At 69.0% G+C, this 22,322-nt stretch carries 21 protein-coding genes; 11 read left to right on the top strand and 10 right to left on the bottom strand.

Going from position 1 to position 22,322, the window contains the following annotated elements:
• Positions 1-29 precede the first annotated feature (29 nt).
• Together OU416_RS39110 and OU416_RS39105 are read left to right on the top strand one after the other, a co-directional pair.
• Entirely contained in the window at positions 30-1,373 is a 1,344-nt protein-coding gene (locus tag OU416_RS39110; protein ID WP_270932151.1) for a TRAP transporter large permease subunit, read from the top strand.
• Positions 1,374-1,384: 11 nt separating this feature from the next.
• The gene (locus OU416_RS39105; RefSeq protein WP_270932150.1) at positions 1,385-1,621 is read left to right on the top strand and encodes a hypothetical protein; all 237 of its coding nucleotides are present in this window, start codon (positions 1,385-1,387) and stop codon (positions 1,619-1,621) included.
• A 38-nt stretch (positions 1,622-1,659) separates the two neighbouring features.
• Here the strand turns inward: OU416_RS39105 and OU416_RS39100 are convergent, their stop codons facing one another.
• Positions 1,660-2,373, bottom strand: coding sequence for a GntR family transcriptional regulator (locus tag OU416_RS39100; protein WP_270932149.1), 714 nt, complete (start codon positions 2,371-2,373; stop codon positions 1,660-1,662).
• Positions 2,374-2,615: 242 nt separating this feature from the next.
• Positions 2,616-3,836, bottom strand: a complete 1,221-nt coding sequence (locus tag OU416_RS39095; RefSeq protein WP_270932148.1) for a carboxylate-amine ligase — start codon at positions 3,834-3,836, stop codon at positions 2,616-2,618.
• 191 nt (positions 3,837-4,027) lie between these two features.
• Between OU416_RS39095 and OU416_RS39090 the strand changes: the two genes are divergently transcribed.
• Complete coding sequence (locus tag OU416_RS39090) at positions 4,028-4,741, top strand: haloacid dehalogenase type II (RefSeq protein WP_270932147.1); 714 nt, start codon at positions 4,028-4,030, stop codon at positions 4,739-4,741.
• Here OU416_RS39090 and OU416_RS39085 read toward each other — a convergent pair.
• The 4 genes from OU416_RS39085 to OU416_RS39070 form a co-directional block, all read right to left on the bottom strand.
• A complete protein-coding gene (locus OU416_RS39085; RefSeq protein ID WP_270932146.1) occupies positions 4,738-5,316 on the bottom strand; it encodes a nuclear transport factor 2 family protein in 579 nt (192 codons plus the stop codon). The genes OU416_RS39090 and OU416_RS39085 overlap by 4 nt on opposite strands.
• A gap of 119 nt (positions 5,317-5,435) precedes the next feature.
• Positions 5,436-5,879, bottom strand: a complete 444-nt coding sequence (locus OU416_RS40385) for a PucR family transcriptional regulator (RefSeq protein ID WP_456300285.1) — start codon at positions 5,877-5,879, stop codon at positions 5,436-5,438.
• Positions 5,880-7,259: 1,380 nt separating this feature from the next.
• On the bottom strand, positions 7,260-8,486 hold the full coding sequence (locus tag OU416_RS39075) for an oxygenase MpaB family protein (RefSeq protein WP_270932144.1): 1,227 nt from the start codon (positions 8,484-8,486) through the stop codon (positions 7,260-7,262).
• Between the two features lie 111 nt (positions 8,487-8,597).
• Positions 8,598-9,827 (bottom strand): oxygenase MpaB family protein, encoded by a 1,230-nt coding sequence (locus tag OU416_RS39070; RefSeq protein WP_270932143.1) that lies wholly within the window; start codon positions 9,825-9,827, stop codon positions 8,598-8,600.
• A 200-nt stretch (positions 9,828-10,027) separates the two neighbouring features.
• Between OU416_RS39070 and OU416_RS39065 the strand changes: the two genes are divergently transcribed.
• From OU416_RS39065 to OU416_RS39055, 3 genes are all read left to right on the top strand, one after another.
• A complete protein-coding gene (locus tag OU416_RS39065) occupies positions 10,028-10,675 on the top strand; it encodes a TetR/AcrR family transcriptional regulator (RefSeq protein WP_270932142.1) in 648 nt (215 codons plus the stop codon).
• 195 nt (positions 10,676-10,870) lie between these two features.
• Entirely contained in the window at positions 10,871-12,694 is a 1,824-nt protein-coding gene (locus tag OU416_RS39060) for an AMP-dependent synthetase/ligase (RefSeq protein WP_270932141.1), read from the top strand.
• A gap of 58 nt (positions 12,695-12,752) precedes the next feature.
• On the top strand, positions 12,753-13,373 hold the full coding sequence (locus tag OU416_RS39055; RefSeq protein ID WP_270932140.1) for a TetR/AcrR family transcriptional regulator: 621 nt from the start codon (positions 12,753-12,755) through the stop codon (positions 13,371-13,373).
• Between the two features lie 35 nt (positions 13,374-13,408).
• On the opposite strand, the gene OU416_RS39050 is transcribed toward OU416_RS39055, so the two are convergent.
• Positions 13,409-14,551, bottom strand: a complete 1,143-nt coding sequence (locus OU416_RS39050) for an acyl-CoA dehydrogenase family protein (protein ID WP_270932139.1) — start codon at positions 14,549-14,551, stop codon at positions 13,409-13,411.
• A gap of 263 nt (positions 14,552-14,814) precedes the next feature.
• Between OU416_RS39050 and OU416_RS39045 the strand changes: the two genes are divergently transcribed.
• Positions 14,815-15,351, top strand: coding sequence for a carboxymuconolactone decarboxylase family protein (locus tag OU416_RS39045; RefSeq protein ID WP_270932138.1), 537 nt, complete (start codon positions 14,815-14,817; stop codon positions 15,349-15,351).
• Positions 15,352-15,368: 17 nt separating this feature from the next.
• Here the strand turns inward: OU416_RS39045 and OU416_RS39040 are convergent, their stop codons facing one another.
• Together OU416_RS39040 and OU416_RS39035 are read right to left on the bottom strand one after the other, a co-directional pair.
• Positions 15,369-16,154 carry a DUF899 family protein gene (locus OU416_RS39040; RefSeq protein ID WP_270932137.1) on the bottom strand — a complete coding sequence of 262 codons (786 nt, stop codon included), beginning with the start codon at positions 16,152-16,154 and terminating at the stop codon, positions 15,369-15,371.
• Positions 16,155-16,203: 49 nt separating this feature from the next.
• The gene (locus tag OU416_RS39035; protein WP_270932136.1) at positions 16,204-16,704 is read right to left on the bottom strand and encodes a hypothetical protein; all 501 of its coding nucleotides are present in this window, start codon (positions 16,702-16,704) and stop codon (positions 16,204-16,206) included.
• 98 nt (positions 16,705-16,802) lie between these two features.
• On the opposite strand from OU416_RS39035, the gene OU416_RS39030 reads away from it, so the two are divergent.
• A complete protein-coding gene (locus tag OU416_RS39030) occupies positions 16,803-17,261 on the top strand; it encodes a winged helix-turn-helix transcriptional regulator (RefSeq protein WP_270932135.1) in 459 nt (152 codons plus the stop codon).
• A 66-nt stretch (positions 17,262-17,327) separates the two neighbouring features.
• Here the strand turns inward: OU416_RS39030 and OU416_RS39025 are convergent, their stop codons facing one another.
• A complete protein-coding gene (locus OU416_RS39025) occupies positions 17,328-18,125 on the bottom strand; it encodes an SGNH/GDSL hydrolase family protein (RefSeq protein WP_270932134.1) in 798 nt (265 codons plus the stop codon).
• Positions 18,126-18,690: 565 nt separating this feature from the next.
• Here OU416_RS39025 and OU416_RS39020 point away from each other — a divergent pair.
• The 3 genes from OU416_RS39020 to OU416_RS39010 all read left to right on the top strand — a co-directional run.
• A complete protein-coding gene (locus tag OU416_RS39020) occupies positions 18,691-20,286 on the top strand; it encodes a sodium:solute symporter family transporter (RefSeq protein WP_270932133.1) in 1,596 nt (531 codons plus the stop codon).
• Complete coding sequence (locus OU416_RS39015) at positions 20,283-20,414, top strand: putative transporter small subunit (protein WP_270932132.1); 132 nt, start codon at positions 20,283-20,285, stop codon at positions 20,412-20,414. The genes OU416_RS39020 and OU416_RS39015 overlap by 4 nt, the downstream gene beginning before the upstream one ends.
• 707 nt (positions 20,415-21,121) lie before the next feature.
• The coding region (locus tag OU416_RS39010) for a DUF222 domain-containing protein (RefSeq protein WP_270932131.1) at positions 21,122-22,322 on the top strand (1,201 nt) is incomplete at its 3' end.

The following is a 22,322-nucleotide window of genomic DNA, read 5'->3' as shown; positions in this document are numbered from 1 at the left end:
TGACAATCCCAAGAAACAGGTGGAACACGATGGGCATCCTCGCGCTGCTGGTCTTCATCGCTGTCACCGTCATGATGAACGTCCCGTTCAAGAGACCGATCTCCGAGTCCCTGCTGGTGGCCCTGCTGGCCACCGCGCTGGTCGGCGGCAAGGACGCGCTGTCGCTGCTGTGGACCGGCGTCTGGGGCGCGCTCGACAACGACGTGACCTTCGCAGGCATGGCTTTCGTCTTCATGGGCGTGATCGTCTCGGCCACCGGCCTCATCGAGCGGCTCATCGAGATCTTCAACTCCGTCTTCGGCCGCCTGCGCGGCGGCGCGGCCTACGTCTCGACGGCGGGGTCCGCGGCCATCGGGCTCGTCGCCGGATCGACCGCGGGCAACGCCGCCACCGTCGGTTCGGTGACGATCCCGTGGATGAAGGAGAACGGCTGGTCCGGGGCGCGGGCCGCCACCCTCGTGGCGGGCAACTCCGGTCTCGGCGTCGCGCTGCCGCCGAACTCGACGATGTTCATCATCCTGGCGACACCGGCCGCCGTCGGCGTCAGCGCCGGTGACGTCTACGTCTCGCTGTTCATCGCCGGTGCCTACTGCGTGCTCTACCGCATGCTCGTGGTCTTCGTCTGGACCCGCCGCGACGGCATCCAGCGCACCGACTCCCGCCACCTCGCCACCTTCGGCCAGGCGCTGTCGACCGGCTGGACGTCGATGACGATCTTCGCGGGCATCCTCATCCCGGTGCTGCTCACCTTCGGTCCGCTGTTCAACTGGCTGGAATCCGAAGCACGGATCGGCGAAGCGGCGATGGGAGAGATCTCCATCATCGTCTGGGTGCCGATCCTCATCTCCGCGATCGCGCTCATCGAGGGCCGCAAGCGCCTGCGCGGCAACTGGGGGCAACTCCGCCGGGCGATCCGGGCCGAAGCACCGCAGTTCGCCACGGTCGGCATCTCCCTGTTCGCCGCCTTGGCCGCCTCGAACATCATGAGCGAGCTCGGGGTCGGACCGCAGCTCTCCGAGACGCTGGCCCAGATGGACCTGCCCAAGCCCCTGCTCATCCTCGTCGTCTGCCTCACCGCGGTCCTCGTGGCCACGCCGCTGTCCTCGACGGCGACCGCAGCGGCCATCGCCGCTCCGGCGGTCATCGCGCTGAGCACCGTCGGCGTCCCGCCCGTCGTGGCCATCTGCGCGCTGCTGGTGTGCACCTCGACCGAGGGCGCTTCCCCGCCGGTGGGCGCACCGATCTACCTGGCCTCCGGCATGGCCGAGGTCAGTCCGCAGCGGACGTTCGTGCCGCTCATCGTCTGGTTCGTCGTTCCCGTCATCGCCATCGCGTGGCTCATCGCCATGGGCTGGCTGCCGATTCCGAGTTGAGAGGATCCGCTGTGAAGAAGGTTCTCGAATTCGTCTTCTGGCTCGCCCTCGTCGCGTTCCTCGCGCTCGGCGCGCTCATCGTGTTCGGCCAGCTGCTCGGTGTCGTCGTCCTCAGCCCGGGGCTCGTCGACGGTGCCGCGTCCGCGCTCAACTGGTCGGCGTTCAGCTCGGCGACGGTCTGCGCGCTGGCCGCTTTCGTCCTGCAGTACCTCCCGAAGTCCGACGAGGAAGGTGCCGAGCAGCCGTGAGCGCTGGGCGCCCGGGCCGCGCGGTCCGGGCGCCCGGATCAGGAGTCGAAACCCGCTCTCAACCGGGTCCAGAGCTCCTGGGGATCCCCAGCGCGCTCCGCGTAGCGCAGCGCTTGCCCGACCAGCAGCACGGCGGTGGCCTCGAGGTGCTCCCGCATCGCCCGGGCCGCGCCGGGGCCGTCGCCGGCGCGGATCGCGGTGATGATCGGATCGTGCTCGCCGACGATGTCGGAGTACTCCCGGCTCCGGCCGGCCGTCGAAGCCCCGAGCAGCCGGGTGGAAACCCGGAGCTGGTCGACGATCCGGTGGCCGCGCCGCATGTTGCCCGCCACCAGCACGATGCCGTGCAGCTCCTGGTCGACGGCGAAGAAGCGCGTCTCCTCGTCCTGCTCGGCGGCCTCGCACATCTGCCTGCGCAGTTCCTCGGCCTCGGCGGCGAAGGACTCGTCGGCGTACAGGGCGGCGCGGTGGGCCGCCGGGACTTCGAGGGCGAGGCGGATGGAGAAGATCTCCGCGACGTCCTCGGGCGTCGTGGGGATGATCTGGAAGCCGCGGTTGCGCACGAAGCGGATGAGCCCGGCTTCCTCCAACCGCAGGAGGCCTTCGCGGACCGGCGAGCGCGAGACGCCGAGCTCGTCGGAGAGCTGGTAGACGCTGTACCACTCCTGCGGGCGCATCGTGCCTTCGACGACGGCGGAGCGCACGTGCTCCATGACGACCTCGGTGAGGCTCGGCTCTCTCCCGGTGCTCATGATCTTCCCGTCCGGCCTCGGCGCCGGATGCGGAGCAGCGATCACGGGCCAGCGGCTCTTGCAGCTGCGGCTACCGGGCCATCGTATCCCCGCGATGCGCCGTCCGGGAGTCCACCCCGCCGCACGAGCGGTCAGCACCACCAACAAGTCCTAAGTGGACTCGCCCGCGCACTGCCCGCGCCTTCGTGATTCCACTTCGGACTCGCATGCCACCGCATCGGCCGGATTTCCGTCGCAGCGCATCAGTCCCGGGGCCGTGGGACTCGCGCCAGAGCCATGCTGTCGCTCTCTCCGGTCGTGGTGGACGCGATGAGGTGGTCGACGACGTCGGTGAAGCTCGCGCGGCGCCGGTAGGCGAGGCGCTGGCGGTCGGCACCGCCGCCGCCTGCGCGCAGCCGCGACCACCCGGACCGCACCAGCTCCGCATCCCCGTGCCGCCGCAGCGCGGGCTCGATCCACGTCAGGAGCTGGTCGATCCGGGCCGTCGCGGGAACCAGGCGGGTGGTGGGCAGATCGACGCTCTCCCCCGCCAAACCGTCGCGTGCGGCGCGCCAGCACGCCACTCGCAGGATCTCCGGCCGCGGCCGCGGCGCCGGCTCCCCGAGGTGGACGGCGCTCAGCGCGGTCGCGGCCACGGCGCGGACGATCGCGGCGACCAGGACGGTCTCGTCGGCGGTCGCGACGGCGTCGGACACCCGGATCTCCAGGGTCGGCACGTGGCTGGACGGCCTGATGTCCCAGTACAGCCCGCCGCGATCCATGACGGCACCGGGCTCGATGACCGCGTTGACGAGCTCGTCGAAGTGCGCAGGCGACTCGAAGTACGGCGGCGGACCGGCGACCGGCCAGCACGTCAGCGATATCGCGCGCCAGCTCGCATAACCGGTGTCCCGGCCCGCCCAGTACGGCGAATTCGCCGTGAGGGCGATGAGAGCCGGGAGCCAGGGGCGGATGTGGTTGCTGACCTGGAGGGCCAGCTCCAGGTCAGCCACCCCGACGTGGATGTGGCAGGCGCAAGCGATGTGCGAGTCGTTCAGCGCGCGGAAGACCTCGATGCTCTCCGCGTACCGCCGCCCCTCGGAGATGGGCGGCGGTGTCGGCCGGACCAGAACCGGAGCACCGCTGGAGACGACCCGCGAACCGCACCGCCCGGCCGCCTCGGCGACCGCGGCCCGCATCGACCGGATCTGCTCGCCGAGCCCGTCCATGACGACGTGCGGATCGGTCCGCGCCTCGACCTGGTAGCGGGTCAGTTCGGTGGTCACCCGGTCGCCGAGCCCGCAGGAGGCCGCCCGGGCCACCACCTCCTGCCCCTCCGGCACCGCTTCCCTGGTGACCGGATCGACCAGCAGGTACTCCTCTTCGACCCCGACCGTCAGCAGCTCCGGCATCGCCCCGGCCGCGTGGCGCCGGCCGCGGGCGGAAGAAGGACTGCCCCCAGCGTCATCCTCCACGGAAGTCATGCTGCCACGGAACGCAGCGCCCGGGCAGATCCCGAGATGAACCAGCCCCGGTCGGGCTAAGCAGCGATGGTTTCGCGGCTGAGCGCACGGCCTCGGCTCGGCACCGACAGCTCGGTAGGGTCCCGGCGAGTTGCTGCTGAAAGCGGGTTCTGCCGCAACGGACCGCGAACCCGGGTGGAGGAGGCGAGATCATGCTCGATGACGTGCGGGTGGTGGCGTTCGACATCTTCGGCACCACCGTCGATTGGCACACCGGGATTGCCGAGCAGGTCGGCGAGGTGTTCGAACGCCGCCGGATCGGTCTCGATCCGGCGGCGTTCGCGGATTCGTGGCGCGACCGCTACCTGCCCGCGATGGCACGCGTCAACAACGCCGAACGGGAGTGGGCCTACCTGGACGCGCTGCACCGGGAATCGCTGGACGCATTGCTCGCCGAGCACGGCGTGGGCAACGCGGTGAGCGAGTCCGACCGCATGCGGCTGGTCCGGGCCTGGCACCGCCTGCCCGCCTGGCCGGACAGCGCGGAGCTGCTGACCCGGCTGCGCCGTCGCTACACCGTGGTGGCGCTGTCCAACGGCGGTTTCGGTCTGCTGGTCGACCTCGTCAAGGCCGCTGGCCTCCCCTTCGACGCGATCCTCTCCGCGGAACTCGCGCGCACCTACAAACCGGCCCCTGCCCCGTACTTGATCGCGGCGCAGCTGCTGGACGTCGACCCCGGCGAAGTGCTGATGGTCGCTGCGCACGGCTGGGACATCGACGGCGCCCGCGCTGCCGGGTTGCGCACCGCGTTCCTGGAACGTCCCGCGGAGAAGGGCCCCTACCGCGAAGCGGACCGCGCGGCCGGCACCACCTGCGACATCCCCGCCACGTCCGCCTCCGACCTCGCCACCCGGCTCGGCTGCTAGCCCGCGCCGGTCGGCGTTGCCCGGTCGCTGGAGGGGTGCACGAGATCGATGTAGGCCTGCGGCAGCTCGTCGAACGGCACCGCGGTGACGCTGGCCGGCCCGGAGCTGTACGAGTCCTCCCCTTGCACCAAGCCGTTCTCGTCGACCGGCCACAGGATCACCTGCCGGTGGACGACCAGGTAGTCGGCCGACTCGTCGTCCACCGGGATCCCGCTCCGGGCGGCGTAAGGGCCCGGGTAGAGCATCTTCAGGAACCCTTCGGTGACCACGCAGTGGTCGTCGACGACCAGCCGGTCCAAGGTGAACTCGAGGATGTTGGTCCGGGTCTCGAGGAATTCCGCGTAGTACGTCCGGACGCCTTCGAAACCTTCCGGTCCGACGTCATGGCCGCCGTGCCAGAAGTGGTAGTTCGGCGTCGGGCTCAACGTCGCCATCAAGCGGTCGAGGTCCGGTTCGGCTTCCGCCTTCATGTGTTCGAGCACGATGCCGAGGACGATTCGGTGCCGCTCGTCGGTCGTGACGGCGAGGCGCTTCTCCAGCAGTTCCCAGGTGCGGCTGGGGTCGATGACGGCCACGGTGAGTTCCCTCCTGCGGGAGCGGATGTCACGCCAGATCGTGGCCCGGGACCCGCCGCCGGATCACCCGACGCGCGTCGGCAGGTTCGCCCGCTGCGCCCGACGCGCGTCGGGCGAGCTCAGAAGGTCTCGCCGAACACGGCCGAGGAGGCCAGCTCCGTCGACGACAGCGTCACCCGGCGGACCATGAGCACCAGCGTCGCCTTGAAGCGGTCCATCGGATCCGCCAGGTCCCACCCCATCACCGCCTCCAAGTGGGCGAGCCTGGCCGCGACGGTGCTGTGGTGCACGTGCATCTCCTCGGCGGTGCGCCGGAGCGATCCGAACACGCAGTAGGCCTCCAGGGTGGCCACCTCCTGCGCACCGCCCGGAGACGTCGCGATCGCGTTGATCCGCGCCGCATCGGGGTCGTTGAGCAGGCGTTTCAGCGGGAGCTCTGCCAGCAGCTCCAGGGAACCGAGTCCGCCGTAGGACACCGCCCGCCGCCCGTACCGGGTGGACGATGCGAAGCGCAGCGCTCGACGCGCCTGCTTCCACGACGCCGGCGCCGCGTACACGCTCATCCGGCCGCCGATCCCCACCCACGGGCCGCGGAGACCACCGGTACCGCTGAGCGCCACCGGATGCTCGGCGGCGATCGCGGCGTGCAGGTCCTCGGCCAGCTCGCTGTCGTCGGAGTCGTCCTGCAGGAGCACCGCGGTCACGTTCCCGACCGCGACCGAGTGCACGAGGCGACCCGGGCAGCTGCGCGCGACCAGGTCCAGAGCGGCCTTGCTCGACGTGGTGGACAGCGCCAGCGCGCGCACCTCGCGGTTCGTGTCCAGGCCGAGCAGGCCAACGGCCCGAACCCGGTCCTCCCGTCGTTCCTTGTCGGAGAGCACCACTTCCAGCAGCGCCGGGTGCCCCAACCGCGGACCACCCGCCGACCGCGGCGCCGCGACGCGCAAGGCGTGCTGGAGCCGGTCGAGGAGAAGCGAATCGAGCGGGTGCTCGGCGGCGGCGCGTTCGAGCCAGACGGCCGGTTCCGCGGACGTCGGCGTCGAGGGGAAGTTCTCGTCGAGCAGGTCGCCCAGCGCCCCGTACCTGATCACCGTGCCCGAGGCCCACCGAGCGCCGACCGGGCACTCCGCGAGCAGCGCGGCGGAGCGCACGAGGGCATCGGCGTTGGCGGCCGATTCGCCGAGGCCGTCGAAGTAGGCGATCACCCGGAACATCGACAGCGCATCGGAAGCGAGCCCGGACATCCGCAACTGCTCGTCCGTCGATACGTCGGGCACCGCAGCCTCCTCGTCCTCGGCCGTCGCCGGGTGCGGGAGCGCCGATTCTGCGCGGCGAGCGCCGCTCGTTAAATAGGCAGTGCCGCTGATCAGGACCGGGGCACGTCCGGCGGCCGGGGTCAGAAAGCCCGGCGGGTGATGGCGCAGGCGGCAGGGCGTCGTCCCGCCCTCGTCGGTGGGCCGGAGGGCGCCGACCGGGATCGCGCAGGGGTTGACGCCTGCCGTTGAGGTGGCTGGTGCAGGCTGGAGGTCAGCGCCAGCGCGATGCCGTCCATGATCCCGCCCTGCACCTGCGCTTCGAGACCCCGCGTTCACCGCGAGCCCGACGCACACCCGCGAGGTGGCCATCGGGTGGGTGCGGCCCTGGCGGGAGTCGTCGGCGCGGTGCCACATCAGCTTGACCGGCTCGCCGATGGCGGTGAACCGCTCGCGCGGCTTGAGCTCCACCTGCACCCGCTCGGTGCGGGCGGCCGCGGCCTTCTCCGCGAGGGCCCCGATTCCGGTCTTCCGTCCCGAGCGGTGCGCGATGACGCCCGCGGTGAGCTCCAGATCGCCGACCGCACAACCGAATTCGGTCGCCGCCGACCCACGGCGCGCCCCCGCTGGGCGGAACGATCAGTGCTGGTCATCGAGAGTTCCCTCCGCGGGGAGCGTTGCAGCCGGTGCTCAGGACGGTCGGTTTCCGGTGGGGATCTCGATGCTGATCGGTCCTGCTTCGGACAGGAACAGCAAGGCCGCCTGGCGGAGGAACTCGTCGAACGTCCAGTAGAGCTTCCCGGTTCCCGGGAACACGTCGAGCACGCCTTCGCGGACGGCGACGAACGGGCCCCAGAAGGTGTTGAGCCCCCAGTCCCAGAACGGCTCCCGGGGGATCTTCAGCCACTCGGAGATCTGATCGCCGAGCATGAACCGGGTGAAGGAGCCGAGAACGGGCCGGGTGAGGATGCCGCCGTCGATCTCCTCCCCGAGACCCAGGAGGACGTCGGCCAGGTCGATGCCTTCCGGCGTCGGGGCCAGCACCGGGTCGAGGACCTGCTCGGCCTGGGCGTTGGCCTGCTCCCAGGTGGCCGGGATGTACTCGTCCTCGATCCCGAGCAGGTGCGCGCCCACCTGCCAGGAGTGCAGGAAGGCCTCGGATTCCGCTGCCGGGATCGGCACCTGCCACGCGACCAGCTTCTGCCAGACGGTGGTGGGCAGGCTGTGCCAGGTGACCATCATGTCCGCCTGGCTGATCGGGACGTCCTCCGGGGCGACGCCCGCCCAGTGCGGGGACTGCGGCAGCAGGTGGCGCACGGCGGCGTGCACCAGCCGGGTCTTGACGCAGGTCACGATCATCTCGCCGTCGGGCTGGTAGGCGTTGCGGGACCCGATGTCGTAGCCGAGCTTGGCGGTCTTGGAGATGCGGTCCTTCATGTCGGCGCCGCCGTAGGAGTAGTAGACCGCGCGTGCTTCCTTGGGGATGACCGTGCTCATCATGCCGCTGGCCAGGCCGTAAAGGACGCCGAGGTAGAGCCCTCGCTTGTCGTTGAACTCCACCGCGGTGGCGAGCTTGCCCCGGTCGGTCCACGCGGGCAGCCGCCGGGCCCGTTCCATGAAGTCCCGCAGGTCGGCGGGCAGTCCCTCCGGCAGCGGCTGGTCGTTCTTGGTCCAGGTTCGCAGCTGCTCGTTGACCTGCGGAACGGCACCGCGGTCGAGCAGCGAGGCGACCAGCGAGTCGGCCTCCTCGTCCCACACCAGCTGCGGGTCGACGCCTGCACCGGCACCCGCGACCGAGCCGCTGGCCGACCAGGTCCAGGCGGGCCGCGCGTGCGCCGAGGACGCACCGCCCAGCGCGCCGAGCACCGCCAGCGCTCCTCCTGATGCCAACATCTTTCGTCTGTCGATCTCTCCCATGTCCTGAACTCCTCCTTGAGTTCCGCGGATCGATGGCGGTCGGCGACCTCCATCGGGAATTCACCGTCCAGCAGAAGACGATTCGGTTCGCCGCACGTTGCCGGTGCGGGCTCAGCCGGGCCGGTTGAGCACCGGGATCTCAATCTTGGTCTCCTTGCCCTTGGTGAGGTAGAAGAGGATGTACTGGCGCGCAGCCTCGTCGAGGGTCCAGGCGGCTTCCGGCACCGCGGGCAGCGGGATCAGGCCCTCCCGGAACTTCACCAGCAGCGGCCACGCCTCGGCGACCAGCGGATCCCAGATCGGCTCCCGCGGGATCGCGTCCCAGTCGGCGACCTGGTCGCCGACCAGGTACCGGGCCAGCGCGTTGCACAGCGGTCTGGTGAGGCCCACCGGCGGGCTGGTCTGCTCGGCGAGCTGGTTCAGCAGGATGTCGGTCAGCTCGACGCCTTCGGGCGTCGGGCCCATCGCCCGCCCCAGGATCTGGTCGGACTGGGCGCAGGCCGCCTTCCAGGTCGCCGGGACGTACTCCTCGCGGATGCCGAGCAGGTGGGCGGTCACCTGCCACACGTGCAGGTAGGCCTCGGCCTCGACGGGGGTGATCGGGACTTCCCAGTCGAGCATCCGGCGCATGGCGAAGGTGGGCAGCGTGTGCCAGGTGACGAGCATGTCCTCCTGGCTGATCGGGATCTTCTCGTCGCCGCTGGTGTGCGACCAGCCCGGGGACTTCGGCAGCAGGTGCCGCACGGCGGCGTGCACCAGCCGGGTCTTCACCGATTCCACTACGAGGGACCCGTCGGGCCGCAGTGCGTTGAGGGCTCCGACGGCGAAGCCCAGCATGCTGGTCTTGGCCACGCGATCTTCCATGTCGGCGCCGCCCTGCGAGTAGTAGACCGAGCGCGCTTCCTCGGGGATGGCCGTGCTGAGCATGCCGCCGCCCACCCCGTTGAGCAGGTTGAGGTAGAGGCCCCGGCCCTTGTTGAACTCGGCTGCGATCTCCAGCTTCGTCCGGTCGGCCCAGGGCGGCAGCTGACGCGCCTCGTCCATGAACGCCCGCAGATCGCCGGGCAGCCCGGCAGGCAGCTCCTGATCGTTGCGGGTCCAGTCCCACAGCAGCCGGTTCACCTCGGGCACCGCGCCGCGGTCCAGCAGCGACGCCAGCAGCGGATCGGCCTCCTCGTCCCACACCCACCTCGGGTCGACACCGGCGCCGGTGCCCGCCACCGAACCGCGGGGCGACCAGGTCCAGGGCTGCGCCTGGGCGGGCGAGGACATGCCGAGCGCACCCAGTGCGCCCAGGACCCCGCCCGAAATCAACATCTTCCGCCTGCTGAGCTCATCCATCCTCTGAACTCCTCCTCGAGTCCCGGACAATTGATACTCTGATACAGAACACGTATCTTTGTATCTCAGGAGAGCACAAACTCGGCCGTCGCACCAGATCCGATCGCCGTCCGGACCACCTGCCGCCGGAGACCCGCAGCGGCGCCGCGAGCGCCTGGCGAGAGAGGTGACCCGCCGTGAAACCTGTACTGTCCGAACTCATGACGCCACCGGACTCCGGATCGCTGCTGGAGCGCGCGTTCACCGAGGCGCTCGAGCACACCGACGACAGCGACGAGATCAGCAAGCGCGTGCTCGACGCCGCCTACGACCAGTTCTGCCGCACCGGCATCCGGCGGTCCACGATGGAGGACGTGGCCAAGCGCGCCGGGGTCTCCCGGATCACCGCCTACCGGCGATTCGCCACCAAGGACGCGCTGGTCGAACAGGTGGTGCGCCGCGAGTTCCGCCGCTACTTCGACCAGTTCCTCGTCGACATCGAGCAGGCCAGGACGGTGGCCGATCGCGTCGTGCTGGGCTTCGTCAGCTCGCTGCGGGCGATCCGCCGCAACCCCCTGATCGGCGGCCTGATGGCGACCGAACCCGACCTGCTGGTGCCGTCCATGATCAACGACGGCGGGCGGACCCTGGCCACGGTGCAGCAGTTCGTCGCCGGACAGCTGCGCCGCGAGCAGCACGCGGGCAACGTCTCCCACGACGTCGACGTGGAACGGGTGGCCGAGGTGATGGTGCGCCTGTCCGCGTCCTTCCTGGTCATCCCCAGCCACACCACCGATCTCGACGACGACGCGCAGCTGCGCGCGCTGGCCAGGCAGTTCCTGGTGCCGATGCTGACTCCGTCGAGCTGACCGCTGTTGCCCGCTGGACAACAGCGCGCAGCGCAACCTCCTGCCGGTGAAACTCGTTATTCACGAGCAGGACAACGACCTTCCTCCACTCAAACGGCGCACCTGATCGCCCCACCGTATTGACAGTCAGCCAACAAGAGTGCAGGTTGTTCTGCTTGGGGGCGTACCCGCAGTTCGCGACGAAGGGAACTGGCCGTGACCGCAGCACAGCGAGCACTCCAGGCCACCACGGGAAAGACGATTCCCGGGCTGTTGCGCCGCAATGCCCGGCAGTTCCCCGACCACCCGGCGCTCACCAGCGGCATCGGGCCGGATGCGCGGACGTTGACCTGGGCGGAGCTGCGCGCCGAGGTCGCCGTCCTCACCGGCGCACTGGCCGCGCTCGGACTTCGCCGGGGAGACCGGATGCTGATCGCGATGGCCAAGCGGCCGGAGCACTGGATCGTGGACCTGGCCGCCACCCACATCGGCGCTCTCCCGTGCACCACCTACGACACGCTGAGCCCGGAGCAGATCGGCTTCGTCGCCCGGCACAGCGCGGCGACGGTCCTCGTGCTGGAAGGCCAGGAGCAGGTGGAGCACTGGTCGGCGGTGCTCGACGAGCTGCCGCACCTGCGCGCCGTCGTGGTCGTCGACGCCGCGGCCATCCCGCCCGCAGACCCGCGCTTCGTCAGCTACGCAGACCTCCGCGGGGAGGCTCCGCCGCACGACACCGGCGCCCGGTTCGAGGAGCTGACCGACGCGACGACGCCGGACCAGCCCTTGACCGTCGTCTACACCTCGGGAACCACCGGGGACCCCAAGGGCGTGGTGCTGTCGCACCGCAACGCGATCCACGAATCCCTGATGCAGGACCACCTCGTGGCCGTTCCCGCGCACCCGCGGTCGGTGGCCTACCTGCCGCTGGCGCACATCGCCGAACGGGTGCTCGGGATCTACATGCCGATCTGCAACGCCGGGCACGTCACGATCTGCCCGGACCCGGCTCAACTCCTGCCGACGCTGACCGCGGTGCGCCCGAACGGGTTTTTCGGCGTTCCCCGCATCTGGGAGAAGCTCGCCGACGGCCTGCGCGCGAAGCTCGAAGCGCTGCCGGAAGAGCGGGCCGCGGTGCTGGCGCACGCACGCGAGATCGCGCTGCAGGTGTTCCGCCTGCGATCCGCGGGCGAGGAAGTGCCCGCCGAGCTCGCGGCGCAGCACGCCCGGCTCGACGATCAGGTCCTGCGCCCCGTCCGGGCCGACATCGGTTTCGACGACTGCCACCGGGCGTTCAGCGGCGCGGCTCCGATCCCCGTCGAGGTCCTCGAATTCCTCGCGAGCGCGGGGCTGCCGGTCTACGAGGTGTGGGGGCTGAGCGAGACCACCGGCGCGGCGACGGTGAGCACGCCCGAGGTGTTCGCCCTGGGCGCCGTGGGGCGGCCGGGACCGGGTGTCGAGGTCGCCACCGCGCCGGACGGGGAGCTGTTCGTGCGCGGTGCCGTGGTCTTCCCGGGCTACCTGCAGGCCGACGGCCGGATCGCGGGCGCCACCGACGCGGACGGCTGGCTGCCCACCGGTGACGTCGGAACCGTCGACGACCGGGGCATCGTGACCATCACCGACCGCAAGAAGGAGATCATCATCACCGCGGGCGGCAAGAACATCGCGCCGACCAGGCTGGAGTCCCTGCTGCGAGCGCATCCCCTGGTCGCCCAGGCCGTCGCGATCGGCGACGAGCGCCGCTACGTCACGGCGCTGCTGGTGCTCGACGAGGAATCGGCACCGGCGTGGGCTCGGGCGAACGGCATCGGCACGACCGACCTGGACGAGCTGTCGCGCCACGCCGACGTCCTCGCCGCGCTCGACATCTCGGTCGCGCGCGCGAACTCGGCGCTCTCCCGCGTGGAGCAGGTCAAGAAGTTCCGCGTGCTCGCCGGGCCGTGGACCGCGAGCTCCGGCGAGCTGACACCGAAGCTGAGCCTGCGGCGGAAGGTGATAGAGCAGCGGTACGCGCACGTCATCGAGTCGATGTACGAATAGGACCCGGCTAGAATCCGCTGTTGACGCAACGACAGCAAGACCCCGGGGAGACGACGGCATGAGCGCTCAGCGCGAGACCCGCCGGCGCAGGATGGAACCGGACGCCAGGCGTGCCGAGATCCTCAGCGTCGCGCGAAAGCTCTTCGGCGCGGGCAGCTACACCACGGTGTCCACGGCGGACATCGCGAACGAGGCGGGCGTGGCCCGGGCCCTGATCAACCACTACTTCGGCAGCAAGCGCGGCCTCTACCTCGAAGTGGTGCGGCAGATGCTGGTCGTGCCGGAATCGGTCTCCGCGAGCCTGCCCCGGACGACCGCCGAAGAGCGGTTGTCGATCTGCGTGGACCGCTGGCTCGACGTGGTGGAGCGCAACCGCGAGATGTGGCTGTCGGCGATCAGCTCGGAAGCCATCGGGCACGACCCGGACATCGACCGGATCATGCTCGAAGCCGACGAGATCGCCACCGACCGCGTGCTGGAAGCCGCGATGATGACCGACGTGACCGAAGGGCGCGAGAAGCTCCGGGCGATGATCCGCGCGCACAGCAGCCTGCTCAAAGCGGCTTCCCGGGAGTGGCTGGTGCGCGGCACGCTCACCCGCGCCGACCTGCACCTGATGCTCACGCGCACCGTCGTGCACCTCATCAACGCGGTCTTCCCCGCCGTGCGCGGCGACTGAGGCCGACCGCGAAGACCCGGTCGGCCCGCCGCGGGTCACAACCCGTAGGTCTTGCCGATGATGTCGCGCTGGATCTCGCTCGTCCCGCCGTACACAGTGGACACCACCGTCGAGCGCAGCAGCGACTCCATCCCGTACTCGGTGGCGTAGCCGTAGCCGCCCATCATCTGCATGCCTTCCAGCGCCACGTGCTTGGCCAGCTCGGTGCACTTGAGCTTGGCCATGGACGCCTCGCGGGCGAACACCCGCCCGGGTTCGGCGTCGATGGCGGCCGCGACGTCGTCCAGCAGCAGCCGCGCGCACTCGAGTTCGGTGGCCATGTCGGCGATGCGGTGCTTGAGCGCCTGGAACGAACCGATCGGCCGGCCGAACTGCTCGCGCTGCCGCACGTACTCGAGGGTGTCGTCGAACGCCCGCCGCGCGGTGCCCAGCATCATGGCGGCGAGGATCATCCGCTCCAGGTTCAGCCCGGTCATGAGCTGCTTCCACGCCTGACCCGGCACACCCACCACCGCGTCGTCCGGCAGGAAGCAGTCGGTGAAGTACAGGTCGTTGACCTCCCGGCCACCCATCGTGTCGATACCGCTGATCCGCAGCCCCTCGACGCCGGTGGGCACCATGAACTGCGTGAGCCCCTCGTGCTTCGAGTCCTCCCGCGAAGTGCGGGCGATGAGCAGCACGTGATCGGCGATGTGCGCGTTGGAGCACCAGGTCTTCTGCCCGTTGACCAGGTAGCCGCCGGGTACCCGTTCCGCGCGGCAGGTCAGCGCTGCCACGTCCGACCCGGCACCGGGCTCGGACATCGAGATGGCCTCGACGCGGCCGTTGACCACGCCTCCGAGCACGGTGCGCTTCTGCTCCTCGGTGCCGAACTTCTCGTACGCCGCGGCGGAGATGATCGTGGTGGCGAAGCCGCTGATCGGAACCCGGCCGTAGGCGGTCTCCTCCAGGAACAGGCACAGGTCCGCCATGCCCAGCCCGGCGCCGCCGTACTCCTCGGCGACGGCGATCCCCAGCCAGCCCAGCTCCGCCATCTTGGCGTAGATCTCCTGGTTGTGGGGCTCCTGCCCGTGCGCGGTCAGCTCGTCCCGCCGCTCCTTCGTGCCGCACTCGCGGCGGCAGAACTCGCCGATCGCGTTGACGAGGTCGCGTCGCTCATCGGTCAGGATTCGTGGCATGACGTGAGTCCCTCCAGGTATCCGGCGCCAGAGCGAGTGTGCACACCTTGTTGGCCATTCGTCAATAACTTGCTGGCGTGCCGGGAGGACTATTCACGCATTTGGAGAAAGCAGGAACTCCGTTTATTGACTGATCGACAATCCATGGGTCGCCGAGAGGCGCTGCTGGCAGGCAGGACCAGCAGCTGAGCACGTGCCGAGAAGCCCTGGGGCCAGGTTCCGGTCATCTTGGTGGGAGCAACCCGCCGACAAGGAGATGCAGCGTGTCACTCCTCCCCTCCCTGCCCGACGACGCGGCCCTGCTCGACGTCTTCCGCGCACATCCGGACACCGCGCGTCCGCTGATCGACTACCACGAAGTGCTGATGCGCGGCGATTCGCCGCTGAGCGTCGCCCAGCGCGAGCTGATCGCCACGTACGTGTCCGGGCTCAACGGGTGCGCGTACTGCCACGGCGTGCACCGGGCCACCGCAGCCAGGTTCGGCGTCCCCGAATCCACGTTGACCGCCCTGCTCGAGGACATCGACACAGCACCGGTCGACGAACCGATGAAGCCGCTGCTGCACTACGCGCGCACGCTCACGCTCACGCCCAACCGAGCCGCCCAGAAGGCCGCGGCCGTGTTCGAGGCGGGGTGGGACGAAAAGGCGCTGCACGACGCGGTGTCCGTCTGCGCGCTGTTCAACTTCATGAACCGGCTCGTCGAGGGACTGGGAATCCGCGCGACGGACGATAACTCGGCACGATCCGGCCAACGACTCGCCGAACACGGCTACGCAGTCCTGCGCGACATGCTCTGATCACAGCGCGTCCCGTCTCACCGGGGTGGGTGGCAGCACGCGTTCAACGGTGATCGTTGCTCTTCTTCGCACCCGGAACCAGAACTCCCCTGGTCACCGGCCAGTCGGGACCACTGGGCGGTGGGACGGCCGTCGGTGCGCCAGACGCCGGGGTCCTTGGCCGCCCAGCGCTGGGGCCAGCCGGCGGGCGAGTCCTCCCAGGACTCCTGCCGCCCGTAGACGGTCATGTCCATCAGCCCGTGGCTGGGCGAGAAGGCCTCGAAACCGCGGATGGTGGTCCAGTAGGTCTCGAATACCCGGTCGCCGTCGCGCAGGTAGCAGGCGAGCAGGAAGAACGGGCGACCGGCCAGCAGTTCGTCGGCGCAGTCGCGCACCGAGTACCAGGGCACGTCCCAGCCCATGAAGTCGCGGTAGCGGACGCTTTCCTCGTAGGGGCCCTGGCAGAAGGTGGCGTAGGTGATGTCGCGGGAGTGCAGGTAGGACAGTTCGCGGACCTGGCTGTTGAAGAAGGTGCAGCCCTCGCACTGCCCGGCGGCGGGCTGGTCGTCGTGCCACATGTGGAAGTAGGCGGTCAGCTGCCGGCGTCCTTCGAAGGTCTCGAGCAGCGTCACCGGGCCTTGTGGTCCGGTCAGCGTGATCGCGGGGTCGACCTCGACCATCGGCAGCCGGCGGCGGGCCGCAGCGATCGCATCGCCTTCCCGGGTGTGCGCCTTCTCCCGGATGCGCAGCTGGTCGATCTGGGCCTGCCAGGTGGCCCGGTCGACCACTGCGGGCGCTGCATCGGTGTTCATCTCGATCGTCATCGTCGCTTCCTGGTTTCGCGGCGGGCGGAGCGGGTGCGGTCGGTCGCGGTCACGCTGTGGCTGCGGCCATGGCGGTGTCCGGCAGGAGGGCGAGGAGCTGTTCGGTGTGGCCGGGCAGCTCGACGTCCGCGAGACCCGAGATGAGGTCCCGCAGCGGTACCAGCTGATCGACCAGGAGCGCTCCGGCGGACAGGAGCAGCGTGGGCACCGGCGTGTCGAGCTCGGTCTCGCTCAACGCGTTCTCGGCGAGCGCGCAGAGGACCTCGCCTTGGACGCGGATGCGGTCGCGGAGCCCGGCGTTGCCGCCAGCGCGCGCGAGAACGCGTTCGATGGTCCAGGTGTCGAGCGCGATCCGGTTGTCGTAGTTCGTGTTGGCCCCGGCCGAAATGGTGCCGACGGCGGCGATGGTGACCGCGTTGACGATGCTGACGTGGGCCAGGACCTGATCGGCGTTCCACTCGTCCGCCGCAGCGGTGGGGCTGGCGTCGGCAACGGTGGCGGCAGCGTCCAGCAGTGCGCGGTAGGCGTCGCGAAGCGCGGTGGTGTCCATGATCTTTTCCTCCGGGACCTTCGGGTTAGCTTGCGTGATGCAAGTGAAGGTAGAGCGTATGCTTGCGTGATGCAAGCGTTCTCTCGGAGGTGGATCTCGTGCTGGGCAGGACCTACGACACGCAGGTGTGTTCGGCCGCCAGAGCGCTCGAAGCGGTCGGCGAGCGGTGGAGCCTGCTGATCGTGCGCGACGTGCTGTTCGCCGGCGCGACCCGGTTCGCCGACTTCCAGCGCCTGGGAATCGCGACCAACGTCCTGGCGAAACGCCTTGACGCCCTTGTCGATTCGGGCATCCTCGAGCGGCGGCCCGGCGCGGATCATTCCGATCGGGGCGGCTACGCGGCAACCCGGAAGGGCCTGGACCTGGCGCCCGTGATCATCGCGCTGACGCAGTGGGGAGACCGGTGGGCGGCACCGGACGGTCCGCCCATCCTGTACCGGCACACCGGCTGCGGCGGGCCGATCGTCGAGCGGACCACCTGCTCGAACTGCGGGGAGATCACCGACCTCGCGCAGGTCCACGTCGTGCACGGGCCCGGAATGCCGCAACCCCGGTGACACCGGCCCGCACGCACGAGGGGTGGCGATTTCGCGTGAAATCGCCACCCCTCGTCCAGGGTTCGGTCAGCCGGTGATGGACTCCAGCACCGGGAGGTAGCCCTTGGCGTAGCCGTCGACGTTCGGGTGGAAGGACTCCACCAGCGGGTTGCTCGGGCCGTTGATCCACTCCTCGCCCGCGCAGACGCCGTGACCGTCGAACGCGTCGCGGGTGTCGGCGTAGGTGAACCCGGCGGCCTCGGCGCGCTCGGAGATCACCCCGGCCAGCACGTCGGAGCCGTCGTTGATCCGCTGCCGCTTGGCGTCGGAGAAGAACGGGATTCCGCAGTCGCCGAGCGAGGTGAGGCGCGGGTAGCCGAGCACCACGACCTTGGCGTTGGGCGCGGCCTCGCGGATGTTGGCGTAGGTGGTGTCGAGCTTGGCGGGCAGCTCGTTGCGCGCCTTCTCCTCACCTGCGCCGACCGCGGAGTCGCACTTGTCGTCCGTGCCGAGCAGGCAGTCCTGGATGACGCTGGCGAAACCCACGTCGTTGCCACCGATCGAGATGGTGACCAGCGTGGTGTCCGCGCTGAGACCGTCGAGCTGGTTGGCGTTGACGTCATCGGTCACCGCACCCGAGCAGGCGGCGAAGTTGAAGTCGGTGACGCCGTTCGCATCGGCCCAGAGCTGGGCGTACGCCTTGGGGCTGCGCAGGCAGTCCCCGCTGTCATCGAAGTATTCCCGGGAGCCGACTCCGGAAGCGTAGGAGTCGCCCAGTGCTGCGTAGTTCTCGGCGGCGGATGCCGCGAACGCCGGTGCGGCCAGCATGGTGCTCGCCGTCGCCACCACCGCCGCGGCACCGACGACGTGCCGTAAGTGACGCATTCTTCCTCCGATCGGAGACCGAAAAACGTCACCATTCAAGGAGAAAACGACCGGAATTCGGAAGAATTGGCGAATACCCGCCAGTAACGGCGCGAACGGCATGAAAACCCGCCGGGCAACAGCCGCCAACCGGGTGCATTCGTTCCCAGAACCAACAGGCCGCCGCGCCGAGCCCGCACTGCGGCGCCGACCACTCCGGCGCACGCGCACCCCGGGAGGACCGCGGGCGGGCGAACGCGGAGACCGACCTCCCCGTCACCCAGGGTGATCGACACCGAACCTTGCGGACTTCCCTCCTGTCGAGAGCTGCGCGGAAAAGCAATTTAAACGTTACAACTTTTTTCGCGATGCGGAAAAACCCAGCGCACAGGTTGTGACAAATGATACTTTCAGGTTCATATCGCCCGAAATTTCATATAGGCCTGTTGGGCGTCGCGAATTTCCCGCGCACCTTTCCGGCCGGGATTTCGCGCGATCGCAAAACGAATTCGGAGGAGTAGTGTTTCAGCTCAGTGCGGTGGCGACCGCTCTGTTATTGATCGCATTTTACGGACTCACGTTCCTGATGACGCTCTCGATCCGGGAGAAGAAGGAGAACGTGGACGGGTTCATGGTCTCCAACGGCGCGGTGGGCTTCGGCATCTCCGCCGCGAGCATGACCGCGACCTGGGTGTGGGCCGCCTCGCTCTACGCGTCGGCCAGCTCGGGCTACACCTACGGCTTGTCGGGACCGATCCACTACGGGCTCTGGGGTGCGCTGATGATCCTGTGCATCTACCCGTTCGGTCGGCACTTCCGCCGGGTGGCGCCCAAAGCCCACACCCTGGCCGAGGTGATGCACGCGCGCCACGGCCGCTCCAGCCAGCTGATCCTGGCCGTCTCCAACATCGTCGGCAGCATCATCAGCCTGACGGCGAACTTCACCGCGGCCGGCGCGCTGATGGAGATCCTGACCCCGTTCAGCTTCCTGCACGGCGTGCTGATCGCGGCGGTGGGCGTGCTCGCCTACACGCTGTGGTCCGGATTCCGGGCCTCGGTGATGACCGACTTCGCCCAGCTCGTCGCGATGATGCTGGCCGCAGCGCTCATCGTGCCGATGGTGTACTTCGCCACCGGCGGCACCGACCTGTTCGACCAGGGCCTGGCCCGGCTGACCGACGAACAGGCGAACTTCCTCTCCGGCGAGGCGTTCCTGGAACAGGGCGGCCCGTACCTCGCCGCCGTGCTCGCCTACGCGATCGGCAACCAGACCATCGCGCAACGGCTGTTCGCGGTGCGCCAGGACCGGATCAAGAGCACCTTCATCACCGCGACCCTCGGCTACGCCGGAACGGTGATCGGGCTGGGCATGCTCGGCCTGCTGGCGGTGATGGTCGGCCTGCAACCGCTCAACGGCGACATGAACAACATCATCCCGCAGATGGCCTCCGAGTACCTGTCGCCGGTGATGATCGGCCTGCTGTTCATCATGGTGATCGGCTCGCTGTCGTCCACGGCGGACTCCGACCTGGCGGCGCTGTCCTCGCTGGTCATGACCGACATCTACGGCAAGAACCTGGCGCGCGGCAAGGCCAACCCGCAGACGATGCTCTACATCGGGCGCATCACGATGATCGCGGCGGCCGCGCTCGGCGTCATGTTCGCGGTGTCGAACTTCAACATCCTCGACCTGCTCGTGTTCGTCGGAGCCCTGTGGGGCGCACTGGTGTTCCCGGTGATCGCCAGCTTCTACTGGGACCGGATCACCAACCTGGCGTTCACCGTCTCGGTGGTCACCGCGCTGGCGTTCTTCCTGGTGGCCCGCTTCGAACTGCTCCCGCTGACCGGCGTCGTCGCCATCGTGATGGAGTTCGCCGCGGTGATCGGCGGTGCGGTGGTGTTCGGCTTCATGGCCTTCGGCCTGTTCGGCAAGCAGGTCGGCTTCACCATCGGCGCGATCGCGGGCGTGGTGCTGTTCCCGCTGATCATGGGCTTCCTCCGGGACTACCCGACGCTGCTCGGCTCGCTGGTCTCCTACGGAGTCAGCACCGTCGTGTGCGTGGCGATCAGCCTGACCAGCAAGGAGCGCTTCGACTTCGCGCTCATCAACGAGCGGGTCACCGAGTTCCAGCTGAAGGACGAGCAGGAAGCCCGCCGACCCGACGAACGGAGCATGTCATGAACGACCTACTTCTCGCCGCCTACATCCTGGTTTGGCCGGCGTTGACCGCGATCGTGCTGATCGTGCTGTGCGTGGCGGTGGCCAGGGACCATCGGCAGGCGAAGAAGGACAACCGGTCGGTCGTTTGATCGTCCGGTTTCTCCGGGGTGACGGGCACCTTTCGTCGAGTTGGTCGGCGGAGGGTGTCCTTCGCTTCTCGTTCGAGTTGGTCGTTGTTCGGGGGACGTTGGTTCGTCGTCGTTCGGTCTTGGGTTGTCGAGGTGGTTGGGGCTTTTGTCGGTTGTGTTGTGGTGGGGGTCATCCCCGTGGTTTGGGGGATTGTGGGGGCTGTGGGCCGGATGTCAAGCCCGGCCTGGCGGCCGCCCCTTCGGGGTTTCAGGCTTGACATCCGGCCCACAGCCCCGTTTTGGCTCTATGTCACGGGGATGACCCGGTATGGAACGGACCCCGGGCCGTGCTGGCGGGGTGCGGGAGGCGGGTGGTCGGGGCCTTGCAGCGTTGGGTGGTGGGGTGCTCCGTTACCGGCAGGTGGTGTGCGTGGTTGGTGTGTTGTGCGGGCTGGCGGTTGGTCGGGGTGGAGGTTTGGCTTCTGAGGCCTGACCGCCGACCGACCGAGCCAGCCGTCACCGAGATACTCCATTTAGTCCGCATAGGACAATCGTGGATTCATGTTCATATTTGGCCGCATGCCAACGACACGCCGACGAATACCCGTCGAATTTTAGCGACTCTTCTTTCACTGCAAGGGTTTTCGTGTTTAACGAGTGTTGTGATCACCCGTTTGTGGGACGGTTATGTGCTCGAATTCTCGTTCGATTGTTGAGAGAATTGATGCATGACACCGCTGATGACCACCCAGGACACGACCCCCGCCGCTGGCGCGGGCGCGGGCGTGTCCGCCCTGCCCGCGTGGGACACCCCCACGCCGGGCGGGTCGTGGGCGCCTGCGGTTGACTCCCTGACCGATGAAGAGCTCACGGCCCGGATCAGCGAGGTGGAGCAGCAGATCCGCCAAGCCCGGATGGAACAGCTGCGACTGATCGCCGAAGCCGACCGCCGACGCCTGCACGCAGTGCAGGGCGCGCGGTCGACCCAGGTGTGGCTGAAGACGCTGCTCAACATCGACGGCCAGGACGCCACCACCCGGGTCCGTATCGCCACCGCCACCAACGCCACCACCGTCCCGGCTCTGGGCGAGGACGCTGGCACGGACACCACCGCAGAGCCCGCCACCGTCGACCTTCCGGCAACCGGAGAAGCCCTAGCAGAGGGCGTGATCAGCCTGGAACACGCACGGGTAATCTCCCGCTGCCTGACCAGGCTGCCCGAACACACCCAGCACCGCGCGGCCGAAATCGAGCGACTGCTGGTCGAGAACGCCTGCCGCCAATGCCCCCGCGACCTGGCGAAACTCGCCGACCGCGTGCGCTACATAATCGACGCCGACGGAGCCATTCAGGACGAGCAAGCGCAGTTCGAATCACGGGAGCTGCACTACGCCACCGCCCGCGACGGAATGCTTGTCATCAAGGCCCGTCTGGACCGGGAGACCGGAGCGAAGTTCGTCACGGCTTTGCGGCCGTTGGCGGCGCCGCGCCCGGAGTCTGACGGGGTCAAGGACCCGCGCACGGTCGGGCAGCGCAACGCCGACGGCCTGTCGACCCTGCTCGACTTGGTGCTGGACACCGACGGGATGCCGCGCACCGGTGGTCAGAAGCCGCACCTGACGGTCACCATCGACTACACCGACCTGAAGAACCAGCTCCCCACCAGCAACGGCGGCGAGATCGCCGTTGGTGGTGCGGGGATGCTGGAAGGCACCGGCCAGTACCTGAGCCCCCAGACCATCCGCAGGATCGCTTGCGACTGCGAGGTTCTCCCGATGGTTATGGGCGGGGACAGCCTCCCTCTGGATGTGGGTGCCTCGCAGCGCACCGCGCCGACCCACATCCGCGCCGCACTGCTGGTCCGGGATGGGGTGTGCGCGTTCCCGGAATGCGACCACCCGGCCGGAACACCCCAAGCCCACCACATCG

Origin of the sequence: Saccharopolyspora indica (assembly GCF_027853965.1) — a bacterium.
GTDB classification, from domain to species: Bacteria; Actinomycetota; Actinomycetes; order Mycobacteriales; family Pseudonocardiaceae; genus Saccharopolyspora; species Saccharopolyspora indica.
The sequence above is the reverse complement of the archived record's forward strand: the minus strand, read 5'-3'. Positions and strand labels throughout refer to the sequence as shown.